The organism is Microbacterium sp. SGAir0570 (assembly GCF_005491085.2).
Taxonomy (GTDB): domain Bacteria; phylum Actinomycetota; class Actinomycetes; order Actinomycetales; family Microbacteriaceae; genus Microbacterium; species Microbacterium arborescens.
In genome coordinates this window covers 1,107,323-1,127,654 of sequence record NZ_CP027929.1, presented here as the reverse complement: position 1 = coordinate 1,127,654, position 20,332 = coordinate 1,107,323, and the positions used below count along the sequence as shown (strand labels likewise).

The window sequence follows — 20,332 nt, the reverse complement described above, 5'->3', positions numbered from 1 at the left end:
CGTGCTGGGGAAGTCAGGCGCTGCCCGAGCTATTGGAGTCGTGCTTGCCGATCCCCTTCTGCATCGCGATGAGCTCGGTGTCCGTCGTCGGAGGCACCGGGTGGTGCAGTGGATCGACGGCCGATGCCCCACCGCCCGCGGTGCCCGGGGTGCGAGGCGAACGCGAGAGCCGCTTCTCGAGGAAGCTCGCGAACCACGACAGCAGCAGGCACATCACGATGTAGATCGCGCCGATGACGATGCCGGCCTGCAGGATCGGGCGCCCCGGCTGCGATGTCAGCTGCTTGGCGTAGTACAGCAGCTCGGGGTAGGTGATGATGAAGCCGAGCGCGGTGTCCTTCAGCGTCACGACGAGCTGCGCGACGATGACGGGCAGCATGGCGCGGACCGCCTGCGGCAGCAGGACGAGGCGCATGACGCCGCTCTTGCGGAGCCCGATCGCGTAGCCGGCTTCCTTCTGCCCGCGTGGCAGCGACTCGATGCCGGCGCGCAGGGCCTCCGCCAGCACGGAGCCGTTGTACGCGACGAGGGCGATGACGACGGCCCAGTACGGCTCCATGCGGATGCCGAGCGTCGGCAGGCCGTAGTACATCAGCATCATGAAGATCAGCACCGGTACGGCCCGGAACGCCTCGATGACGACGCCGAAGGGAATCCGCACCCACGCGTGATCCGACAGGCGTCCGATCGCGAGGACGAAGCCGAGCGCCAGGGCACCGACGGCCGCGAGCCCGAAGGCGGCGAGCGTGTTGCCGAGCGCCTTGAGGATGCCGAGCCACACGTTGCTGAAGGTGAAGATGTACCACTTGTCGGCGGAGAACTGACCGCTCACCGCGAAGCGGAAGACCACGAATCCGATCGCCGCGGCGACCAGGAGGACGGTGACGATGCCGAGGATGCGGTTGCGCAGGATCGCGCGGGGCCCCGGAACGTCGTACAGGACGGAAGTCATCGCGCGATCCTCCACTTGTTCTCGAGTCGTCGCTGCACGGCGCTGAGGACCAGCACCAGGGCGACGAAGACGACGGCGACCCAGAGGAGCACGGTCAGGGCGTTCTCGCCGCGCTCGCTCAGATTGGCTCGGATGGCGCCGAGCTCGACCACGGAGAAGCCGGCGGCGACCGTGGTGTTCTTCAGCAGCGCGATGAACACGCTCATCATCGGCGGCACGACCGACCGGAAGGCCTGCGGCATGACCACGAGGGTCATGACCTGACCGAACGTGAGGCCGATCGCGCGGGCCGCTTCGGCCTGGCCGACCGGCACGGTGTTGATGCCGGCACGGATGACCTCGGCGACGTAGGTCGCGGTGTAGATGCCCAGCGCCCATATGCCGAGCACCGTGAAGCCGGGGTTCGGCAGATCGAGCTGCGGGTAGCCGAACGCGAAGAAGAAGAAGACGAGCGTCAGCGGGGTGTTGCGGATGGTGTTGACGTAGACCGTGCCGAAAGCGCGCGCCACCGGAATCGGCGAGACGCGCATGGCGCCGATCAGCGTGCCGAGGACCAGGGCGATCGCTCCGCCGGCGAAGAACAGCAACAGGGTGTTGCCGAGCGCCTCGCCCCAGAGGTCGAGGTTGTCGGTGATGACGCCCACATCGTCTCCTTGGATGGTGCGGGGTGGGGACGCGTGCGCCCCCACCCCGTGGTCATGGTGTCAGTGCGAATCAGTACGCGTCGACCGCGGGCTGCTCGACCGTGATCCCGGACTGACCGAGGTTCTTGTCGAAGATGCCCTGCCACACGTCGCCGCCGTCGGTGAGCAGCTCGTTGATGTGCGCGCGGAACGCGTCGTCGCCCTTGCGCAGGCCGACGCCGTACTTCTCCTCGCTGAAGGGCTCGCCCACGACCTTGATCTCGTCGGGGTACTGCGCCGCGTAGCCGATCAGGATCGCCTGGTCGGTCGTGACGGCGTCGACGGTGCCGTTGATGAGCGCGTCGACGCATGCCGAGTAGAGGTCGAACTCCTCGGTGGGAACCTCAGGGTAGTTCGTCTTGATGTTCTGGATGGGCGTCGATCCGGTCGCCGAGCACACGCGCGTGTTCTCGTTCAGGTCGTCCTCGCTCGCGATGTCGCTGTCCGCGGCGACGAGCAGGCCCTGGCCCGTGATGAAGTACGGACCGGCGAAGTCGATCTGCTGCTTGCGCGAGTCGGTGATCGAGTACGTGCCGACGTAGTAGTCGACGTCGCCGTTGACGATGGCCTGCTCGCGGTTGGCCGAGGCGATCGCCTTGAACTCGATCTTGTCCTCGTCGTAGCCGAGGGATGCCGCGATCCAGCGTGCGATGTCGACGTCGAAGCCGCTGCGCTCGTTGGACGTCGCGTCGAGGAAGCCGAGACCGGGCTGGTCCTCCTTGACACCGACGATCACCTTGTCACGCGACTGGATCGCGTCGAACGTCGGGCTGCCCTCGAGCGAGACGTCGGAGGCGACCTCCCACAGGGCCTCGTTGCTGTCTCCGCCGTCACCGGTGGCGGCACCGCCGGGCGAGGTGGGCGAGCCGCTGTTGCAGCCGGTCAGAGCGATCGCAGCGATGGCGATACCGGCGAAAGCGCCGGTGATTCGTGTCTTGCGCATGTGGTCCTCCTGGTTGGGGCATCCGCGCCCGGTGCAGAGCGCGGAAGTCGGTGGTCTCAGTGGGTGATGAGCTTGGAGAGGAAGTCCTTCGCGCGGTCGCTCTTGGGCGCCGTGAAGAACTGCTCGGGAACGGCTTCTTCGACGATCTGCCCGTCGGCCATGAACACGACCCGGTCGGCCGCCTTGCGGGCGAAGCCCATCTCGTGGGTGACGACGATCATCGTCATGCCGTCCTGCGCGAGACCGACCATGACGTCGAGGACCTCGTTGATCATCTCGGGGTCGAGCGCGCTGGTGGGCTCGTCGAAGAGCATCACCTTCGGCTTCATCGCGAGCGCACGGGCGATCGCGACTCGCTGCTGCTGACCGCCCGACAGCTGCGCCGGCAGCTTGTCGGCCTGGTGTCCCACGCCGACGCGATCGAGCAGCTCGCGGGCGAGCTTCTCGGCCTCGGCCTTCTTCATGCCCTTGACCTTGATCGGCCCGAGCGTGACGTTCTCGAGGATCGTCAGGTGAGCGAAGAGGTTGAACGACTGGAAGACCATTCCGACGTCGGCGCGGAGCGCCGCGAGAGCCTTGCCCTCGGACGGCAGCTTCTCGCCGTCGATGGTGATCGTGCCCTCGCTGATCGTCTCGAGGCGATTGATCGTGCGGCAGAGCGTCGACTTGCCCGAGCCCGACGGACCGATGACCACGACGACCTCACCGCGGTTGACGGTCAGGTCGATGTCCTTGAGGGCCTGGAACGAGCCGTAGTGCTTCTGCACGCCCTCGATCACCACGAGCGGGTCGCCGCGGCGCACCGAGATGTTCGACGTCGGGGGCGCCGGGTTTTCGGGAGTCGTCATAAGAGTTCACACTAAGAGCACTCCCCCGCTCGGAGCAGCCGCGAACGGTCCGAGTCACCGATCTGTAACAGAATCGGAATACACGGCGCGTCTTGCCTGCCCCCGTCGACTCGCCACGACCTGCGGATGCTGCGGGGGCCGGACCCGCCGTTCCTGGCGAGTCGACCCAACAGAGACGGGGCTCAGCCGGCGCGCTGGGCGAACGCGGTCTCGTAGAGGCACACGCTCGCGGCGGTCGCGAGGTTCAGCGACTCGGCGGCGCCGTAGATCGGCAGGCGCAGCGCGAGGTCGGCGCGCGCGAGGGCCTCGTCGGCGAGCCCGCGCGCCTCGTTGCCGAAGAGCCACGCCGTCGGCTCGGCGAGGTTAGCGCGGTGGTCGAGGAATTCCTCACCCTTCACGTCGGCCGCAACGACCCGCAGGCCCGCGCCGTGCGCCTGCTCGACGGCAGCGTCGAGCTCGACGCCGAGCGCGATCGGAAGGTGGAACAGCGACCCGGTGGTCGAGCGGACCACCTTCGGGTTGTACGGGTCGACGGTCCGCCCCGTCAGCACGACGGCGTCCGCGCCGGCGGCATCCGCGGCCCGGATGATCGTCCCGAGGTTGCCGGGATCGCGCACCTCCTCACAGATCGCGACGAGTCGGGGGCGTGCGGCGAAGATGTCGTGCAGTGACGACGGCGACTGATGGGCGACGGCCACGATGCCCTGCGGCGTGACGGTGTCGGCCATCGCCTCGAGCACGGCCTCGCTCGCCGAGACGACGGCCACGCCGGCCTTCTCAGCGCTCGCGGCCAGCTCGGGATGCCGATCGATCGCGTTCGGCGTCGCGAAGATCTCGACGAGAGTCTCGGCGCGGTAGGCCAAGGCCTCGCGCGCGGCCTGAGGGCCCTCGAGCAGGAACAGGCCGGTCTCCTGACGAGCGCTGCGCTTGGTCAGCTTGGCGACGGCGCGAACGCGGGGCGAGCGAGGGTTCTCGAGCACGTTTTTAGCATACGGCGAAGGGGCGCCCTCCTCTCGGAGGACGCCCCTTCGTGGATGCGTGGAACGCGAAGACCCGATCAGGCCTTGGGAGCGTTGACGTCGGCCGGCAGAGCGCCCTTGGCCGTCGCCACGAGCGACGCGAAGACGGCGGGCTCGTTCACGGCGAGCTCGGCGAGCATACGACGGTCGACCTGCACACCCGCGAGGCCGAGGCCCTGGATGAAGCGGTTGTACGTGATGCCGTTCTGACGGGCAGCGGCGTTGATGCGCTGGATCCACAGACGACGGAAGTCGCCCTTGCGCTTGCGACGGTCGCGGTACGCGTAGACGAGCGAGTGGGTGACCTGCTCCTTCGCCTTGCGGTACAGGCGCGAACGCTGTCCGCGGTAACCGGAGGCGCGCTCGAGGATGACGCGACGCTTCTTGTGGGCGTTTACTGCCCGCTTGACTCTAGCCATTTCGTTTGTTTCCTATTCGTGCGCAGCAGCGCTCAGATGCCGAGGAGCTTCTTGGCGACCTTCGCGTCGCCGGGAGCCAGGATCTTGTCGGCCGACAGACGGCGCGTGCGCTTGGTGGGCTTGCCTTCGAAGTTGTGGCGGAGGTTCGCCTGCTGCTTCTTGATCTTTCCGCTGCCGGTGACCTTGAAGCGCTTCTTGGCACCCGAGTGGGTCTTCTGCTTCGGCATGTCTCTTCCTTCGTTGTGTATCCCGCGAGGCGGGAGTCTGGGGGCTACTCCGCCGAGGCGGGAGCGGCGTCTTCGGTCTCGGGCGCGTCGCCGGAGCGGGCCTGACGTGCTGCCTCCTTGTTGGCGGCACGCTGGGCGTTCTGCTCGGTCTTCACCTCGGACTTGTTCTTGTGCGGCGCGATGACCATCACCATGTTGCGGCCGTCGATCGTCGGGTTCGACTCGACGGTGCCCAGCTCGGCGACATCCTCGGCGAACTTGCGGAGCAGGCGCACGCCCTGCTCGGGACGAGACTGCTCGCGGCCGCGGAACAGGATCATCGCCTTGACCTTGTCGCCCGCCTGGAGGAAGCCCTCGGCGCGCTTGAGCTTGGTGATGTAGTCGTGCGCCTCGATCTTCAGACGGAACCGGACCTCCTTGAGGACCGTGTTCGCCTGATTGCGACGCGCTTCCTTGGCCTTCTGAGCCGCTTCGTACTTGAACTTGCCGTAGTCCATGATCTTGACCACGGGCGGCTTCGAGTTCGGGGCGACCTCGACGAGGTCGAGTTCGGCCTCCTGCGCCAGACGCAGGGCGACCTCGATACGGACGACGCCGACCTGCTCTCCAGCGGGGCCGACGAGGCGAACCTCGGGGACGCGGATGCGGTCGTTGGTGCGGGGATCGCTGATGTGCGGAACTCCTGTTCGTGCGGTGGTGGCCACCGGGACGCGAGGACGCGACCCGGGCGGAAGAGCATCGCATCCACCCCGCACGACGCACGTGCGTCGGCATTCGTGTTCCGCACCCTGGCTACTCCGGCCGTTGTGACACGGACGGAGCGGAGTGCATGACCCGGTAGCCTGGAACGGCAAGCGCGGGTGGGATGTGATCCTCTTTCGATCCGGAGTAGAACACTCCGGTGCCCGCACAGTCTAGCAGAGAGCGACACGTGGACACGAACCCCGCCGACAACAGCACCTTCACCGACGACGAGGCTCGTCGCCAGCGGTGGGAGGAGCAGGAGCGCGCCGCCTCCGCCGCGACCCGCGACATCGCCGACGTTCCCGCCGTCGAGGTCATCACCACCGCCGCCGTCCACCTCATGAGCGCCGCCGCGGTCAAGGTCGGACTCGCCGACGACCCCGCCACGCAGCTCGATCTCGACGAGGCCCGCAAGCTCATCAACGCCCTCGCCGGGCTCATCACCGCCGGCGCACCCGAGATCAGCGACATGCACGCGCGTTCGCTGCGCGACGGCCTGCGCTCGCTGCAGCTGGCCTTCCGCGAGGCGTCGACGATCCCCGACCCGATCGGCAAGGGCCCCGGCGAGAAGTTCACCGGCCCGGTCAACTGACGTCGTTCCGGGCTCGGGCCGCGCCCGGGTCCGGGACCTCCGTCAGGACGCGCGCACCAGCTTGACCGTCAGCGAGTCGACGAGCACCGCGATGCGATCGTCGGCAGCCCACCGCGAAGCGAGCCGCGACAGCACGGCGTCGAGCTCGGCGGCATCCAGTCCGTCGATGAGATGGAGCCGAACGACCAGCTCGGGTCCGCGCATCCGCGCGTCGGGATCCCCCGCCGCGACCGAGAGGTCGAGCACCGCGAGTTCTCCCCCGATGCTCGCCTGCAGTGCGGTGAAGACCTCGGGTGAGGTCGGTGCGGGCTCCCACGGCAGACCCTGACCGATCGCCCAGACGGCAGGTCGCCGCAGCACGAACTCCGTCTCGGAGCCCGGATCGATCACGATCAGGTCGGTGTCATCGGATGCCGCGGCCATGGCCGTGCGCACACCGTCGGCCGGGACCGGCCGAGCGACGGAATCCCACCGCGCCAGCGCCGCAACCGAGGTGAAGACCGGCAGGACCCGACGACCGTCGGGGGCCGCAACCGTGACGATCGACAGCTCCTGCGTCTTGTCGACACGGAGCCCGGCGGGTCCGATCCCCTCGTCGCCCTTCTCGGGGACGAGCGGGATCAGCAGCCGCGCCGTGCGGTACGCCTCGACGACCGCCACCGCGTCACCAGCGCCGACGCGGAACGCCTCCAGCGCGGCGAGCAGCGCGGGATCGGCGGAGCCATCGTCGCCGGCGTGCGGGTTCGACTCGAAGCTGCGCCCCTCCCAGGGGACGCCCGCCGAATCGGCGGCGTGGCCGCAGCCGTCCTCAGTCTCCGGCGACATCCAGCGCCTCGGCCAGCGTGAACGCGCCGGCGTAGAGTGCCTTGCCGACGATCGCGCCCTCGACACCGAGCGGCACGAGCTCGCGGAGCGCGGCGATGTCATCGAGGCTCGAGATCCCACCGGATGCGACCACGGGCTTGGGCGTCCGCGAGGTGATCTCGCGCAGCAGCTCGATGTTGGGCCCCTGCAGGGTGCCGTCCTTGGTCACGTCGGTGACGACGTAACGGCTGCAGCCGGCATCCTCGAGGCGCTCCAGGACGTCCCAGAGGTCGCCGCCGTCTCGCGTCCAGCCGCGGGCGGCGAGCGTCGTGCCGCGGACGTCGAGTCCCACCGCGATCGCGTCGCCGTAGCGTCCGATCACGTCGGCCGCCCACTCCGGGTTCTCGAGCGCCGCAGTGCCGAGGTTGATGCGGGTCGCTCCGCTCTCGAGGGCCGCCTCGAGCGTCGCGTCGTCGCGGATGCCACCCGAGAGCTCGATCTGCACGCCCTTGACCTGCTTGATGACCTTGCGCAGCACGGCGGCGTTGTTGCCTCGGCCGAAGGCGGCGTCGAGGTCGACGAGATGGATCCACTGCGCGCCCTGCTTGGCCCAGGCGAGGGCCGCGTCGACGGGGTCGCCATAGGTCGTCTCGCTGCCGGCTTCGCCCTGGGTCAGGCGCACGGCCTTCCCGTCGGCGACGTCGACCGCGGGCAGGAGGATCAGTTCGGGGGTGGACGCGAAGTCGTTCATCACATTCCAGGGGTGGGTCGGGATGCGCGCTCGTCCACGCGAGCGCACCAGAGGGAGACTAGTGGCGCGGCAGGGCGCCGATCCAATTGGCGAGGAGACGGATGCCGGCGGCCCCCGACTTCTCGGGGTGGAACTGCGTCGCAGACAGCGGCCCGTTCTCGACCGCGGCGAGGAACGGTGCGCCGTAGTCGCACCACGTCAGCACGGGCTCGGCGAAGGGCTTCATGACCTCGAGGCTCCAGTCCTGGGCGCCGTAGGAGTGCACGAAGTAGAAGCGCTCGTCCTCCAGCCCGTCGAACAGCGTCGACCCCGCCCCGGCACGGACGGTGTTCCAGCCCATGTGGGGCAGCACGGGCGCCTGCAGCTCGGTGACGGTGCCCGGCCACTGTCCGAGCCCCTCGGTGTCATCGCCGCGCTCCACGCCGTTGCCGAACATGATCTGCATCCCGACGCAGATGCCCAGCACCGGACGTCCCCCGGCCAGGCGCCGCTCGATGATCTCGTCGCCGCGGCTCTCGCGCAGGGCGGCCATGACGGCGCTGAAAGCACCGACTCCCGGAACGAGAAGCCCGTCGGCGTCGCGGATCAGGCCGCGGTCCGACGTCAACCGCGCATCTGCCCCCGCGGCGGAAAGAGCCTTGACCGCCGAGTGGACGTTGCCCGACCCGTAGTCGAGCACGGCGACGAGCGGCGCGCGTTCGGTCCGGTCACCCTCGGTCATAGGGCGCCCTTCGTGCTGGGGATGCCGTGCACGAGCGGATCGAGCGCCTTCGCCTGCCGGAAAGCTCGGGCGAACGCCTTGTACTCCGCTTCGGCGATGTGGTGCGGATCACGTCCGCCGAGGACGCGGACGTGCACCGTCAGCCCGGCGTTGAACGCGATGGCCTCGAACGTGTGCCGCACGAGCGAACCGGTGAAGTGCCCGCCGATGAGGTGGAACTCGTAACCGTCCGGCTCCCCCGAGTGCACGAGGTACGGACGCCCCGAGATGTCGACGACCGCCTGCGCGAGCGCCTCGTCGAGGGGGACGAGTGCATCACCGTAGCGGGAGATGCCCGACTTGTCGCCCAGCGCGGAACGCAGCGCCTGTCCGAGCACGATCGCCACATCCTCCACCGTGTGGTGCGCGTCGATGTGCGTATCGCCCGTCGCGCGCACGGTCAGGTCGGTGAGCGAGTGCTTCGCGAACGCCGTCAGCAGGTGGTCGAAGAACGGCACGGTCGTCTCGATCGTGCTGATCCCGGTGCCGTCGAGGTTGAGCTCGAGCTCGACGCTCGACTCGCTCGTGGCGCGACGGATGCTGGCCGTTCGGGGGCTGGTCATGCCTCCGAGTCTATCGAGGCCAGTGCTTCGAGGAACGCGGTCGTCTCGTCTTCCGTGCCGGCGCTCACACGCAGGCTGTGCGGGATGCCCACGTCGCGGACGAGGATGCCGCGGTCGTACAGAGCCTGCCAGGTCGCCCGCGGGTCGTCGACGCCGTCGAACAGCACGAAGTTCGTCCAGCTCTCGAACGCGTGATAGCCGAGGGCGTCGAGCGTCGCCGACATCCGGTCGCGCTGCGCGACGATCTCGTCGACCATCCGGAGCATCGTCGTCGAGTGGGAGAGGGCGGCTGTCGCCGCCGCCTGCGTCAGCGCGCTCAAGTGGTACGGCAGCCGGACGAGCCGGAGCGCGTCGATGAGCGTGGGGTCGGCGGCGAGGTAGCCGACGCGGGCGCCGGCGAAGGCGAAGGCCTTGCTCATCGTGCGCGACACGACGAGCCGGTTGCGCTCACCGAGAAGCGTCAGAGCGGAGGAGCTTTCGCGCGGTGCGAACTCCTGGTAGGCCTCGTCGACGATCACGATGCCGTCGGTGGCCCCGTACACCGCCTCGATGACGTCGAGCCCGAGGGGTGTGCCGGTGGGGTTGTTGGGCGCACACAGGAAGACGACGTCCGGGCGGAGCTCGGCGACCTGGGCTGCGGCGGAGGTGGGATCGAGCGTGAAGTCGGGTCCGCGTGTCCCCGTGACGTACTGGGCGCCGGTCGCGCGCGTCAGCAGGGGGTACATAGAGTACGTGGGGCCGAAGCCCATCGCGGTGCGTCCCGGGCCTCCGAAGGCCTGGAGGAGGTGCTGCAGGACCTCGTTCGATCCGTTCGCTGCCCAGATGCGATCGGGGGTCAGGCCGTGGCCGAGGTACTCGGCGAACGACTCGCGGAGGTGCGTGAACTCGCGGTCGGGATAGCGGTTGACGTCGCGCAGGGCGCGGGCTACGGCATCCAGGATGTCGTCGGCGACCTCTTCGGGAACGGGATGCGTGTTCTCGTTGACGTTCAGCGCGACCGGAAGCGGCGCCTGCGGGGCGCCGTACGGGGTGAGGCCTCGCAGATCGTCTCTGAGGGGCAGATCATCCAGACTCGGGCTCATCCCACCCATGCTAGGCCGCGCGCGCCACTGTTGCCGCCGGAGTCAGCTCGCGGCGTACTCGGCCGGGATCGCAAGCGTCTGGCCGGCCTCGAGCTGGCCCGAGCCGAGAGCGTTCAGCCGGATGATCGCATCGACGACATCGCGGGGGTCGGCGGCGGGCGCCACCTCTTCGGCGATGGACCAGAGCGATTCGCCGGACATCACGGTCACGGTCGTGAACGAGCCGGCGGGGGCGCCGACCTCGCTCGAGGCGAGCGCGCCTCCCCCCGAGAGCACGGCTGCCGTGATGGCGACGACCGCCGGAAGGGCGGCGATCGTGGCGACGACGCGGCGTCCGCGGCGCGTCAGACGCAGGCGGGTACGGGGGGCCGGTGCGAAGCGGGCATCGATCGTGGTCATGGCATCTCCTCGGGAGCGGTAGGAAGATTCGCCCGCGCCTCTCGGCCGGGAGAGACGGGTGCGAACTTCGGTTCCGAACGTATCTTCGATATTGTGTGGTGTCAACCACCCACCGAAATCGGAGACCGATCGAAGAGACACGCGGAGCGTTCCGCGATGTCGCCGTCGTATCGGGCTACCTTTTCGACAGCGAGAGCCCACCATGAACCTCCGACATCGGGTCGGGGGCGGGGCGCGACGACAGGAGACCGGCGGTATGAGCGAGAAGCCGCAGACGCGACGACGCAAGAATCTGAGCGACAAGCAGCTCGCGATCCTCGAGGTGATCCAGAACGCGATCGCCCGCAACGGCTACCCGCCGAGCATGCGCGAGATCGGCGACGCGGTCGGCCTCAAGTCGCTGTCCAGCGTCACCCACCAGCTGAACCAGCTCGAGCTCAGCGGCTACCTGCGGCGCGACCCCGGCAAGACCCGCGCGATGGAGGTGCTCATCGATCTCCCGGGCACCGCCGGCGAGAACCCGGCCGACGCCGCGCCCGCCCTCGGCGACGCCGCCCTCGTGCCGCTCGTGGGCCGCATCGCGGCAGGCGTGCCGATCACCGCCGACCAGCAGGTCGAGGAGATCTTCCCGCTGCCGCGCCAGCTCGTCGGCAAGGGCGAGCTGTTCATGCTCAAGGTCGTCGGCGACTCGATGATCGACGCGGCCATCTGCGACGGCGACTGGGTCGTCGTGCGGGCGCAGGCAACCGCCGACAACGGCGAGATCGTCGCGGCCATGCTCGACGGCGAGGCGACGGTGAAGACGCTCCGCCAGCGCGACGGCCACACGTGGCTCCTCCCCCGCAACTCGGCGTTCGAGCCGATCCTCGGCGACGACGCGACGGTGCTCGGTAAGGTCGTGGCGGTTCTGCGCACGGTCTGAGGCGCCCCGGGACGGCATCCGCTCCCCACCGTCTCCCCGGACGAGGTCGGGAAGCCAGGCCTCGCGTAGCGTGGCTGTATGTCGCAGCAGCTTCCCTATGGTTCCTGGCCGTCTCCCCTGACCGCGGCATGGGCCAGCGCGTCATCATTGCGCCTCGACGGCGCGAGCTTCGTCGGTGATGAGATCTGGTGGGGCGAGTCGCTGCCCGACGAGGCCGGTCGCGTCGCGGTCATGCGCCGCCGCGGCGACGGCACCGCGCAGGTCGTCCTCCCCGCGCCCTGGAACGCACGCTCGCGCGTGCACGAGTACGGCGGCGGCGCCTGGACGGTGTCGGATGACGGCGAGCTGTTCTTCGTCGACAAGTCCGACCAGCGCATCCGGAGCCTTCGCCCGGGCGGCGATCCCCGACCGCTCACTCCGGAGGAGACCGGGACGCACTACGGGGGCCTCCGCTGGCAACGCGGCGTCCTCCTCGCGGTTCGCGAACGCGAACGACCCGGCGGCACGCCCGAGCGCCACATCGTCCGCATCGAGCGCGCTGACAGCGCCGAGGTTCCCGACGCCTCGAGCGTGACCGAGCTCGCCGGCGGCAGCGACTTCGTCGCCCAGCCGGCGCTGTCGCCCGATGGCTCGCGCCTCGCCTGGGTGGCCTGGGATCACCCCGACATGCCCTGGGACCGCACGCGCATCCGCGTCGCCGACCTGGACGCCGCCCGCGGCATCCGTGACGTCGCGGGCGGCGCCACCGCCGCGCTGCAGCCCGAGTGGACCGACGACGGCGCGCTGTTCTTCGCCGACGAGCCGACCGGACGCTGGAATGTCTACCGCGTCGACCCCGCGACCGACGCCCCGCCCACGGCCGTCTCGCCCGCCGACGCCGACACGGGTGGTGGCCTGTGGGTGCTCGGCACCCGCTGGTACGCGCCGCTCGATGACGGCCGCCTGGTGGCCGTGCGCACCCACGGATCGGACCAGCTCGTGATCGTGGACCGCGACGGCGGCGCCATCCCGCTTCCCTTCCCCGCCACCGCACGCGTGCAGATCGAAGACGTCCGCGGCAGCCGCGCCCTCGTCAGCGGGGCGATGCCGGGAGGGGCGGGCCTGTGGCTCGTCGACCTGGACACCGGCGAGACGAGCGCGGTCCGCGGCGGTGCTCCGGACGTCGACGCATCGTGGATCCCGCACGCCCGGCAGCTGACGACGGAGGGCCCGCACGGCCTGGTGCATGCCTTCGCCTACCCGCCGACCAACCCCGACGTCACCGCGCCGGCCGACGAACTGCCCCCGTACCTGGTCTGGGTGCACGGCGGGCCGACCTCGCACGTGGGCGGCGCGGCCGACAGCAAGGTGGCCTACTTCACGAGCCGCGGCATCGGCGTCCTCGACGTCAACTACGGCGGCTCGACGGGATACGGCCGTTCCTACCGCGAACGGCTGAAGGGACAGTGGGGTGTCGTCGACGTCGACGACGTCGCCGCGGCCGCACGCGGTCTCGCCGACGAGGGTCTCGCGGATCCGTCACGGCTGGCGATCGAGGGAGGATCCGCCGGCGGCTGGACCGTGCTCGCGGCGCTCGTCGGAACGGATGTCTTCGGGGCGGGCGTCTCGCGCTACGGTGTCGGCGATGCGCGTGCTCTGGCCGCCGAGACGCACGACTTCGAGGCGCGGTACCTCGACGGTCTCATCGGCCCCCTCCCCGAAGCCGAGCCGGTCTACATCGAGCGATCGCCGCTGAGCCGGCCCGAGCGGTTCCGGGTGCCGCTGCTGCTCCTGCAGGGCGACGAGGACGCCGTCGTGCCGCCGGCGCAGGCCGAGGCCATCCGCGACGCGCTCGTGGCGCACGGTGTGCCCCACGCCTACGTGCTGTACGCGGGCGAGGGACACGGGTTCCGGCGCACCGAGACGATCGTGAACGCGCTCGAGAGCGAGCTGGCGTTCCTCGGCCGGGTCTTCGGCTTCGACACCCCCGGCGTCGCACCGCTCGCGCTCGATTGAGCCCCGCGACGCCCGGTGCTGATACATCCGTCAGGCCGGTGGTGCTGGTGAGGCCTTCCACGCGCGCGGAGGACTCACCGACACCACCGACCCTGCAGGTGTATCGCCGCGCGCCGATTCAGACGGCGTAGGGCGCAAGCTCGGCTGCGAGACGCTCCGAGACATGCGCGTGCACGGCGGTCCCGTCCTGCTCGTGCGACGTCTCGACGATGTGGCCGCTCTCGTGCACGGCCGAGATCAGGTCGCCGCGGTCGTACGGCACGAGCGCGCGCACCTCGACGGCCGGCAGCGGCAGCGCGTCCTCGATGGCGGCGCGGAGCTCATCGATGCCCTCGCCGGTGCGCGAGGACACGAAGTGCGCCGTCGGCTCGAGCCCGCGCAGCAGCAGCCGAGCATCGTCGTCGACGAGGTCGGCCTTGTTGAACACGACGAGCTCGCGCGTCGCACGAGCGCCCACGTCGCCCATCACATCGCGGACGGTCGCGAGCTGTGCCGCAGGATCGGGATGCGACCCGTCCACGACGTGCACGATGACGTCCGCACCCGACACCTCCTCGAGCGTCGACCGGAAGGCCTCGACGAGCTGATGAGGCAGATTGCGCACGAAGCCGACGGTGTCGGTGAGCGTGAAGACGCGGCCGTCGGCGGCCTCGGCCCGGCGCACGGTGGCATCCAGCGTCGCGAACAGGGCGTTCTCGACGAGGACGCCGGCGCTCGTCAGCCGGTTGAGCAGGCTCGACTTGCCGGCGTTGGTGTAGCCGGCGATCGCAACCGAGGGGATCGTGTTTCGCCGGCGCTCCGCCCGCTTGGCCTCGCGCGACGGCGCGAACTCGCGGATCTGCTTGCGCAGCTGCGCCATACGGGTGCGGATGCGGCGACGGTCGAGCTCGATCTTCGTCTCACCCGGTCCGCGCGAGCCCATGCCCGCGCCGCCGGCGCCGACCCGGCCACCGGCCTGACGGCTCATCGACTCGCCCCAGCCTCGCAGGCGCGGAAGCAGGTACTCGAGCTGGGCGAGCTCGACCTGGGCCTTGCCCTCACGGCTCTTCGCGTGCTGGCTGAAGATGTCGAGGATGACCGTCGTGCGGTCGATGACCTTGACCTTCGCGACGTCCTCGAGGGCACGCCGCTGACTCGGCGCCAGCTCGGTGTCGGCGATCACGGTGTCGGCTCCGACCGCGGCGACGAGGTCGCGCAGCTCGGCGGCCTTGCCGCGTCCGATGTAGGTCGCGGGGTCCGGATGCGGCCGCCGCTGGAGCACGCCGTCGAGCACGACCGCGCCGGCGGTCTCGGCCAGCGCCGCGAGCTCGCGCAGCGAGTTCTCCGCGTCCTCCTGCGACCCCTGGGGGTAGACGCCGACGAGCACGACGTTCTCGAGTCGCAGCTGGCGGTATTCGACCTCGGTGACATCCTCGAGCTCGGTGGACAGGCCGGGGACGCGACGCAGCGCGGCACGCTCCTCGCGGTCCCACTGGTCGCCGTCGGTGTCTCCGTACGCGACGGTCGCCTCGTCCTGCAGCGCCTGGGCGCCGCCGAAGACGCGGATCGACGAACGCGTCTCCGCGCTCGCGAGCACGCGCTCGACCGGGTCCACCGCGATGTCGTCGTCGCCGTCGGGGGTGGTGATATGCGTCATAACTCTCTTCCCGGGATGCCCGTGCCCGGGCATCCGTGAATTCTAGTCTCCCGCCGGTACGTCCGGCTCCGATACGCTCGGATGCATGGGGAGCGATCATTACTTCAGCGCGTCCCCGTCCAGCGAGCAGAACCTCCGCCGCATCCGCGTGACCCTCGCGGGCCGTGCCGTGGAGGTCACGACCGCGGGCGGGGTGTTCAGCCCTGACCACGTGGATTCGGGCACAGGGGTTCTTCTGGCCAATACTCCGCCGGCACCGTCCGGCGGGGATTTCCTCGACCTCGGCTGCGGCTGGGGGCCGATCTCGCTGTCGCTGGCTCTGGAGTCGCCTCACGCCACGGTGTGGGCCGTCGACGTGAACGAACGGGCACTCGACCTGGTGCGACGCAACGCCGCTGATCTGGGACTCGACAACGTCAACGCCGTCCTGCCCGACGATGTTCCCGACGACGTCGTATTCCGGACCATCCGCTCCAATCCGCCGATCCGCGTGGGCAAGAACGAGCTCCACGGGATGCTGCAGCGGTGGATCCCGCGTCTGGCCGAACGCAGCGACGCGTGGCTCGTCGTGCAGCGCAACCTCGGTTCCGACTCGCTGCAGCGGTGGCTCGCCGCCACGTTCGACGACGGCTACGGCGTCTCGCGCGCGGCGACCGGCCGCGGATTCCGCGTGCTTCGGGTGCGCCGGCACGGCACTCCCCCGACGGGCGCGATCGAACTGCCCTGATGACGGGCCGGGCGTCCGGACGCCGTGGCGCTCGGATCAGTCTGCGAGGGTGACCTGCCCCGAGAACACCAGCGTCGCGGGGCCCGAGAGCAGAACGTGCTCGCCATCGGCCTGCCGCACGATCCGCACGCCCAGCGTTCCGCCCGGCACGTCGACGGTCCAGCGGTCGGGCGCGGCCGCCCCGGCCCAGTGGCGCACCGCGAGAGCGGATGCCGCCACCCCTGTGCCGCACGAGAGGGTCTCTCCCACGCCGCGCTCGTAGACGCGCATCCGGATGGCCCCGACTCCGTTCTGCACGAGCGGCTCGGCCGGGACGACGAACTCGACGTTCGCGCCGGCCGACGGACGGGGCTCGAGGGTCGGCTGCACCGTCAGGTCGAGCCCGTCGAGTTCGTCCTCGCCCGCGAGCGCGACGACGACGTGCGGGTTGCCGACGTCGATCCCTTGACCGGGGCGGGCGACTCCGAGCCCGCGTGCCCGGACGAGCACGTCGCCGTCGTCGGCGCGCCAGAGCCCGAGGTCGACTTCGAAGCCGTTGTCGGCGCGAGTGATCGTCTTGACGCCCGCGCGCGTGCCGATACGGAGTCCGGCCTCGACCGACGCGAGACCCGCGTCGGCGAGGTAGCGGGCGAAGACCCGCGTTCCGTTGCCGCACATCTCGGCCTTCGACCCGTCGGCGTTGCGGTAGTCCATGAACCATTCGGCCCCGGCGGCAGCGGCATCCGCTCCCTCGGGGATCGCGGACGAGCGGACGACCCGCAGCAGCCCGTCGGCGCCGATACCGACGTGGCGGTCGCACAGGGCGGCGATCTGCGCGTCGCTGAGGTCGAGCGCACCGTCCGGGTCGGCCAGGATCACGAAGTCGTTGCCGGTGCCGTGGCCCTTGGTGAACGCGAGAGTCGCCATGAGCCCAGCTTAGGCGGGGCCGCCCGGGCCATCGACGACGAGGCGCTTGCCCGCCGACCACACGGTGAACGGCTCGTACCCGAGCTCGTCGTAGAAGCCGCGCACGGCCTCGTTCTCGGGCCGCACCATGAGCTGCACCTTCGGGCACCCCATGGCCTCCAGCAGGCGCTCGGCCTCCGCGACGAGCATGCGCCCGACGCCGAGTCCGCGGTGCGAGGGGGCCGAGGCCAGGTAGTAGAGCCAGCCGCGGTGACCGTCGTACCCGGCCATCACGCTGCCGACGACGGCTTCGGTCGTCCCGTCGTCAGGCTGATCGACCGCTACGAGGAACAGCTCGGGCTGAACCGTCAGCTTGCGCCTGATGTCGGCGCGCGGGTCGTTCCACGGTCGCGTGAGACCGGCCGCGTGCCACAGCTGGACGACCGAGTCCTCGTCGGCGAGCGCGAATGCGCGCACGGTGATGCTCATCGTTCCTCCCCTGTCGACCGGGGCGCTCCGTCACCCGGCGCGGCCGCCCCGTCGACGACGGACGCCGCGTCGACCTCGCGGGCGTCGACCCACCGCACCTCGTCGTAGCGCTTGAACCAAGAGACCTGCCGGCGCGCGTAGCGCCGCGTGAGGGCCTGCGTCTGCGCGATGGCCTCTTCCTCGCTCAGGTCCCCGCGCAGCTGCGCGAGGGCCTGCGCGTAGCCGATGGCGCGCCCCGCCGTCACTCCGCGCTCGAGGCCCTGCCGCCGCAGCGCCTCGACCTCGTCGAGCAGCCCGGCGGCCCACATGCCCTCGACACGCGCGTCGAGCAACGGGACCAGCTCCTCGCGCGGCACCGCGGTGCCGATGATCCGGGTCCGGGGCGACCAGAACACCGGTGCCTCGGGCAGCGCTCCGCCGTGGGTACGTCCGCCCTGAGCCAGCACCTCGAGCGCGCGCACGACCCTGCGGCCGTTCCGCGGATCGATGCGATCGGCCGCGGCCGGGTCGGCGGCACGCAGGCGCGCGAACAGCGGCCCCGCGCCGAGGCGTTCGAGTTCGTCCTCAAGGCTCGCGCGCAGCCGTTCGTCGCGCGGAGGGAAACGGAAGTCGAACAGCACGCTCGATGCGTACAGGCCGGAGCCACCGACGAGGATCGCGTCCGCGCCCCGGCCGTGGATCGCATCGATCGTGCGTCGCGCGAGCTCCTGGTACCACGCGACCGCGGCCTCCTCCGCGACGGCGAGCGCATCGAACAGATGGTGCGGGATGCCGCGGCGATCCGCCTCGGGGATCTTCGCCGTGCCGATGTCCATGCCGCGATACAGCTGCATCGCATCGACGTTGACGATCTCGGCGCGGCGTCCGCGGGCGGCGAGCTCTTCGGCGAGATCGAGGGAGAGACCGGTCTTGCCGGTGCCGGTCGCACCGAGGATCGCCCACAGGATCGGCGGCCCGGCATCCTCGCCGTCGCGGTGGCCGGGGGCCCGGCCCGGAGCTGCGGTCACACGCCGACGCGCAGGGACGGCAGACCCAGCGAGACGGAGCGCGGGCCGCCATCCGACGTGGCCGGAGCCGGCACACCGCACGACTCGGCCAGCGAACGGTCCCACGCGTCACCGGCCCGGGTGCGGCGGACACGCAGCGGTGAGCCGTCGGTGCTGTCGGCGAGCAGATGGAACGGCGCGGCATGCGTGACGGTCACCGTCACGACATCCCCCGGCCGCGGCGTCTCGGAGCCGTCGGGCACCTCGAAGTGCACCAGGCGGTTGTCCTCCGCGCGGCCGGTGAGTCGGTGCGTCTCGGCGCCCTTCTTGCCTTCAGCCGACGAGACCAGCACCTGGACCTCACGACCGAGCTGCTTCTGATTCTCCTCGAGGGCGATCCGGTCCTGCAGTGCGACGAGGCGTTCGTAGCGCTCCTGCACGACCGCCTTCGGCACCTGGTCAGGCATGGTCGCGGCGGGTGTGCCTTCTCGGATGGAGTACTGGAAGGTGAACGCGCTCGCGAAGCGGGACTGCTCGACAACCCGCAGGGTGTCTTCGAAGTCGGCGTCGGTCTCGCCGGGGAACCCGACGATGATGTCGGTCGAGATCGCCGCGTGCGGAATGCGCTCGCGCACACGATCGAGGATGCCGAGGAACTTCGAGCTGCGGTACGACCGGCGCATCGCTTTCAGGATGCTGTCGGAGCCCGACTGCAGCGGCATGTGCAGTTGCGGCATGACCGCCGGGGTCTCGGCCATCGCGTCGATGACGTCGTCGGTAAACGCCGCCGGATGCGGGCTCGTGAAGCGGATGCGCTCGAGGCCGGGGATCTCCCCCGCCGCGCGCAGGAGCTTGCCGAACGCCTGGCGGTCGCCGAACTCGACGCCGTAGCTGTTCACGTTCTGGCCGAGGAGGGTGACCTCGATCGCCCCGTCGTCGACCAGCAGACGGATCTCGTTCAGGATGTCGCCGGGACGACGGTCCTTCTCCTTGCCGCGCAGGTGCGGCACGATGCAGAACGTGCACGTGTTGTTGCACCCGACCGAGATGGACACCCAGCCGCTGTAGACCGAGTCGCGTTTCGTCGGGAGAGTCGAGGGGAAGGTCTCGAGCGATTCGAGGATCTCGAGCTCGGCCTCGCCGTTGTGCCGCGCGCGCTCGAGCAGGCCCGGAAGAGCCCCCATGTTGTGGGTCCCGAACACGACATCGACCCAGGGCGCCTTCTGCTGCACCGCGGCCTGATCCATCTGCGCGAGGCAGCCTCCGACGGCGATCTGCATACCGTCGCGCTTGTCCTTGCGCGACTTCAGGTGCCCGAGGGTGCCGTACAGCTTGCCGGCTGCGTTGTCGCGCACCGCGCAGGTGTTGATGACGATGACGTCGGCCTCGGTACCGGGATCAGCCGGGAGGTATCCGGCGCTCTCGAGCGAACCCGACAGGCGCTCGGAGTCGTGGACGTTCATCTGGCAGCCGAAGGTGCGCACCTCGTACGTGCGCGCGCGGCCGTCGGCGGTGCGCGCCGCGAGCGACGGCGCGATGAGAGTGGGTGCGCTCGAGGGAGTCGACATGATTCCCTCATTCTACGATCGGCTGTCCGGAGTCCCGCCGATTCACCTGTGCGCGCTTGTCCGCCCCCGGGCCATCTGCACACCGCGGAAGCGAACTCAGAACCAGCTCAGTAGCCGCTCCGCGATTGCTCATTGGCACCGCTCTCACGGGCTGGCTAGGTTGAGCAGGGACAGCGTGAAACCGGGGGGAGCATCACGGGACCATGATGGACGATCGATTCGGATGGCCGACGTCGGGAAAGACGGGCAGAACGGCCTCCTCCACAGCGCAGCGCGACGTCCTCATCGGGGCAGGCAGAGATGCGCGCGCCTTGACGGACGCGTTGATCCGAGGCGCA

23 protein-coding genes are annotated in these 20,332 nt (G+C 70.0%); 4 read left to right on the top strand and 19 right to left on the bottom strand.

Going from position 1 to position 20,332, the window contains the following annotated elements; all coding sequences use genetic code 11:
* Window positions 1–13 precede the first annotated feature (13 nt).
* From C1N74_RS05285 to infC, 8 genes are all read right to left on the bottom strand, one after another.
* On the bottom strand, window positions 14–952 hold the full coding sequence (locus tag C1N74_RS05285; RefSeq protein WP_088380896.1) for an amino acid ABC transporter permease: 939 nt from the start codon (window positions 950–952) through the stop codon (window positions 14–16).
* Window positions 949–1,596, bottom strand: coding sequence for an amino acid ABC transporter permease (locus tag C1N74_RS05280; RefSeq protein WP_023951730.1), 648 nt, complete (start codon window positions 1,594–1,596; stop codon window positions 949–951). Before C1N74_RS05280 ends, C1N74_RS05285 begins: the two co-directional genes overlap by 4 nt.
* Window positions 1,597–1,666: 70 nt before the next feature.
* A complete protein-coding gene (locus C1N74_RS05275) occupies window positions 1,667–2,578 on the bottom strand; it encodes a glutamate ABC transporter substrate-binding protein (protein WP_064956912.1) in 912 nt (303 codons plus the stop codon).
* A 56-nt stretch (window positions 2,579–2,634) separates the two neighbouring features.
* Window positions 2,635–3,426 (bottom strand): amino acid ABC transporter ATP-binding protein, encoded by a 792-nt coding sequence (locus C1N74_RS05270; RefSeq protein ID WP_071918351.1) that lies wholly within the window; start codon window positions 3,424–3,426, stop codon window positions 2,635–2,637.
* A gap of 182 nt (window positions 3,427–3,608) precedes the next feature.
* Entirely contained in the window at window positions 3,609–4,406 is a 798-nt protein-coding gene (locus C1N74_RS05265; RefSeq protein ID WP_103840933.1) for an RNA methyltransferase, read from the bottom strand.
* 77 nt (window positions 4,407–4,483) lie between these two features.
* The gene (rplT, locus tag C1N74_RS05260; protein ID WP_023951735.1) at window positions 4,484–4,864 is read right to left on the bottom strand and encodes a 50S ribosomal protein L20; all 381 of its coding nucleotides are present in this window, start codon (window positions 4,862–4,864) and stop codon (window positions 4,484–4,486) included.
* 32 nt (window positions 4,865–4,896) lie between these two features.
* The gene (gene rpmI, locus C1N74_RS05255; protein WP_005048908.1) at window positions 4,897–5,091 is read right to left on the bottom strand and encodes a 50S ribosomal protein L35; all 195 of its coding nucleotides are present in this window, start codon (window positions 5,089–5,091) and stop codon (window positions 4,897–4,899) included.
* Between the two features lie 44 nt (window positions 5,092–5,135).
* On the bottom strand, window positions 5,136–5,795 hold the full coding sequence (infC, locus tag C1N74_RS05250; protein WP_023951736.1) for a translation initiation factor IF-3: 660 nt from the start codon (window positions 5,793–5,795) through the stop codon (window positions 5,136–5,138).
* Window positions 5,796–6,022: 227 nt separating this feature from the next.
* On the opposite strand from infC, the gene C1N74_RS05245 reads away from it, so the two are divergent.
* Window positions 6,023–6,427 (top strand): DUF1844 domain-containing protein, encoded by a 405-nt coding sequence (locus tag C1N74_RS05245; protein ID WP_023951737.1) that lies wholly within the window; start codon window positions 6,023–6,025, stop codon window positions 6,425–6,427.
* 42 nt (window positions 6,428–6,469) lie between these two features.
* On the opposite strand, the gene C1N74_RS05240 is transcribed toward C1N74_RS05245, so the two are convergent.
* Genes C1N74_RS05240 through C1N74_RS05215 form a run of 6 tightly spaced genes read right to left on the bottom strand, consistent with a single transcriptional unit; the run spans window position 6,470 to window position 10,786 of the window.
* Window positions 6,470–7,252, bottom strand: coding sequence for an SseB family protein (locus tag C1N74_RS05240; protein WP_137750118.1), 783 nt, complete (start codon window positions 7,250–7,252; stop codon window positions 6,470–6,472).
* Window positions 7,236–7,982 (bottom strand): bifunctional 1-(5-phosphoribosyl)-5-((5-phosphoribosylamino)methylideneamino)imidazole-4-carboxamide isomerase/phosphoribosylanthranilate isomerase PriA, encoded by a 747-nt coding sequence (priA, locus tag C1N74_RS05235; RefSeq protein WP_064956916.1) that lies wholly within the window; start codon window positions 7,980–7,982, stop codon window positions 7,236–7,238. The genes C1N74_RS05240 and priA overlap by 17 nt, the downstream gene beginning before the upstream one ends.
* 58 nt (window positions 7,983–8,040) lie before the next feature.
* On the bottom strand, window positions 8,041–8,703 hold the full coding sequence (gene hisH, locus C1N74_RS05230) for an imidazole glycerol phosphate synthase subunit HisH (RefSeq protein WP_064956917.1): 663 nt from the start codon (window positions 8,701–8,703) through the stop codon (window positions 8,041–8,043).
* Window positions 8,700–9,305 carry an imidazoleglycerol-phosphate dehydratase HisB gene (gene hisB / locus C1N74_RS05225; RefSeq protein WP_023951742.1) on the bottom strand — a complete coding sequence of 202 codons (606 nt, stop codon included), beginning with the start codon at window positions 9,303–9,305 and terminating at the stop codon, window positions 8,700–8,702. The genes hisH and hisB overlap by 4 nt, the downstream gene beginning before the upstream one ends.
* Window positions 9,302–10,387 carry a histidinol-phosphate transaminase gene (locus C1N74_RS05220; protein WP_137750117.1) on the bottom strand — a complete coding sequence of 362 codons (1,086 nt, stop codon included), beginning with the start codon at window positions 10,385–10,387 and terminating at the stop codon, window positions 9,302–9,304. The genes hisB and C1N74_RS05220 overlap by 4 nt, the downstream gene beginning before the upstream one ends.
* 42 nt (window positions 10,388–10,429) lie before the next feature.
* A complete protein-coding gene (locus tag C1N74_RS05215; protein ID WP_036304627.1) occupies window positions 10,430–10,786 on the bottom strand; it encodes a LysM peptidoglycan-binding domain-containing protein in 357 nt (118 codons plus the stop codon).
* Window positions 10,787–11,042: 256 nt separating this feature from the next.
* Here C1N74_RS05215 and lexA point away from each other — a divergent pair, with 256 nt between their 5' ends.
* Window positions 11,043–11,708, top strand: coding sequence for a transcriptional repressor LexA (lexA, locus tag C1N74_RS05210; protein ID WP_023951748.1), 666 nt, complete (start codon window positions 11,043–11,045; stop codon window positions 11,706–11,708).
* 78 nt (window positions 11,709–11,786) lie between these two features.
* Window positions 11,787–13,703, top strand: coding sequence for a prolyl oligopeptidase family serine peptidase (locus C1N74_RS05205; protein WP_137750116.1), 1,917 nt, complete (start codon window positions 11,787–11,789; stop codon window positions 13,701–13,703).
* Window positions 13,704–13,821: 118 nt separating this feature from the next.
* Here C1N74_RS05205 and hflX read toward each other — a convergent pair whose 3' ends face one another.
* On the bottom strand, window positions 13,822–15,339 hold the full coding sequence (gene hflX / locus C1N74_RS05200; RefSeq protein WP_137750115.1) for a GTPase HflX: 1,518 nt from the start codon (window positions 15,337–15,339) through the stop codon (window positions 13,822–13,824).
* An 85-nt stretch (window positions 15,340–15,424) separates the two neighbouring features.
* Here hflX and C1N74_RS05195 point away from each other — a divergent pair, with 85 nt between their 5' ends.
* Entirely contained in the window at window positions 15,425–16,066 is a 642-nt protein-coding gene (locus C1N74_RS05195; RefSeq protein WP_023951754.1) for a class I SAM-dependent methyltransferase, read from the top strand.
* Window positions 16,067–16,102: 36 nt separating this feature from the next.
* Here C1N74_RS05195 and dapF read toward each other — a convergent pair whose 3' ends face one another.
* The 4 genes from dapF to miaB are packed head-to-tail and all read right to left on the bottom strand — an operon-like array spanning window position 16,103 to window position 19,994.
* The gene (gene dapF / locus C1N74_RS05190) at window positions 16,103–16,972 is read right to left on the bottom strand and encodes a diaminopimelate epimerase (RefSeq protein WP_023951756.1); all 870 of its coding nucleotides are present in this window, start codon (window positions 16,970–16,972) and stop codon (window positions 16,103–16,105) included.
* A 9-nt stretch (window positions 16,973–16,981) separates the two neighbouring features.
* Window positions 16,982–17,440: a GNAT family acetyltransferase gene (locus C1N74_RS05185; protein WP_137750114.1), complete on the bottom strand. Its 459-nt coding sequence runs from the start codon at window positions 17,438–17,440 to the stop codon at window positions 16,982–16,984.
* Entirely contained in the window at window positions 17,437–18,447 is a 1,011-nt protein-coding gene (gene miaA, locus C1N74_RS05180; protein WP_167350509.1) for a tRNA (adenosine(37)-N6)-dimethylallyltransferase MiaA, read from the bottom strand. Before miaA ends, C1N74_RS05185 begins: the two co-directional genes overlap by 4 nt.
* Entirely contained in the window at window positions 18,444–19,994 is a 1,551-nt protein-coding gene (miaB, locus tag C1N74_RS05175) for a tRNA (N6-isopentenyl adenosine(37)-C2)-methylthiotransferase MiaB (protein WP_064956921.1), read from the bottom strand. Before miaB ends, miaA begins: the two co-directional genes overlap by 4 nt.
* Between the last annotated feature and the right edge of the window lie 338 nt (window positions 19,995–20,332).

Excerpts from the sequence above, each read along its gene's own strand:
- C1N74_RS05285 (WP_088380896.1), bottom strand. The coding sequence starts at position 952 with ATGACTTCCGTCCTGTACGACGTTCCGGGGCCCCGCGCGATCCTGCGC.
- dapF (WP_023951756.1), bottom strand. The coding sequence starts at position 16,972 with ATGGCGACTCTCGCGTTCACCAAGGGCCACGGCACCGGCAACGACTTC.
- C1N74_RS05275 (WP_064956912.1), bottom strand. The coding sequence starts at position 2,578 with ATGCGCAAGACACGAATCACCGGCGCTTTCGCCGGTATCGCCATCGCT.
- C1N74_RS05215 (WP_036304627.1), bottom strand. The coding sequence starts at position 10,786 with ATGACCACGATCGATGCCCGCTTCGCACCGGCCCCCCGTACCCGCCTG.
- C1N74_RS05185 (WP_137750114.1), bottom strand. The coding sequence starts at position 17,440 with ATGAGCATCACCGTGCGCGCATTCGCGCTCGCCGACGAGGACTCGGTC.
- C1N74_RS05270 (WP_071918351.1), bottom strand. The coding sequence starts at position 3,426 with ATGACGACTCCCGAAAACCCGGCGCCCCCGACGTCGAACATCTCGGTG.
- rplT (WP_023951735.1), bottom strand. The coding sequence starts at position 4,864 with ATGGCTAGAGTCAAGCGGGCAGTAAACGCCCACAAGAAGCGTCGCGTC.
- C1N74_RS05220 (WP_137750117.1), bottom strand. The coding sequence starts at position 10,387 with ATGAGCCCGAGTCTGGATGATCTGCCCCTCAGAGACGATCTGCGAGGC.
- miaB (WP_064956921.1), bottom strand. The coding sequence starts at position 19,994 with ATGTCGACTCCCTCGAGCGCACCCACTCTCATCGCGCCGTCGCTCGCG.
- rpmI (WP_005048908.1), bottom strand. The coding sequence starts at position 5,091 with ATGCCGAAGCAGAAGACCCACTCGGGTGCCAAGAAGCGCTTCAAGGTC.
- lexA (WP_023951748.1), top strand. The coding sequence starts at position 11,043 with ATGAGCGAGAAGCCGCAGACGCGACGACGCAAGAATCTGAGCGACAAG.
- C1N74_RS05240 (WP_137750118.1), bottom strand. The coding sequence starts at position 7,252 with ATGTCGCCGGAGACTGAGGACGGCTGCGGCCACGCCGCCGATTCGGCG.
- hisH (WP_064956917.1), bottom strand. The coding sequence starts at position 8,703 with ATGACCGAGGGTGACCGGACCGAACGCGCGCCGCTCGTCGCCGTGCTC.
- C1N74_RS05195 (WP_023951754.1), top strand. The coding sequence starts at position 15,425 with ATGGGGAGCGATCATTACTTCAGCGCGTCCCCGTCCAGCGAGCAGAAC.
- hisB (WP_023951742.1), bottom strand. The coding sequence starts at position 9,305 with ATGACCAGCCCCCGAACGGCCAGCATCCGTCGCGCCACGAGCGAGTCG.
- C1N74_RS05205 (WP_137750116.1), top strand. The coding sequence starts at position 11,787 with ATGTCGCAGCAGCTTCCCTATGGTTCCTGGCCGTCTCCCCTGACCGCG.
- priA (WP_064956916.1), bottom strand. The coding sequence starts at position 7,982 with ATGAACGACTTCGCGTCCACCCCCGAACTGATCCTCCTGCCCGCGGTC.
- hflX (WP_137750115.1), bottom strand. The coding sequence starts at position 15,339 with ATGACGCATATCACCACCCCCGACGGCGACGACGACATCGCGGTGGAC.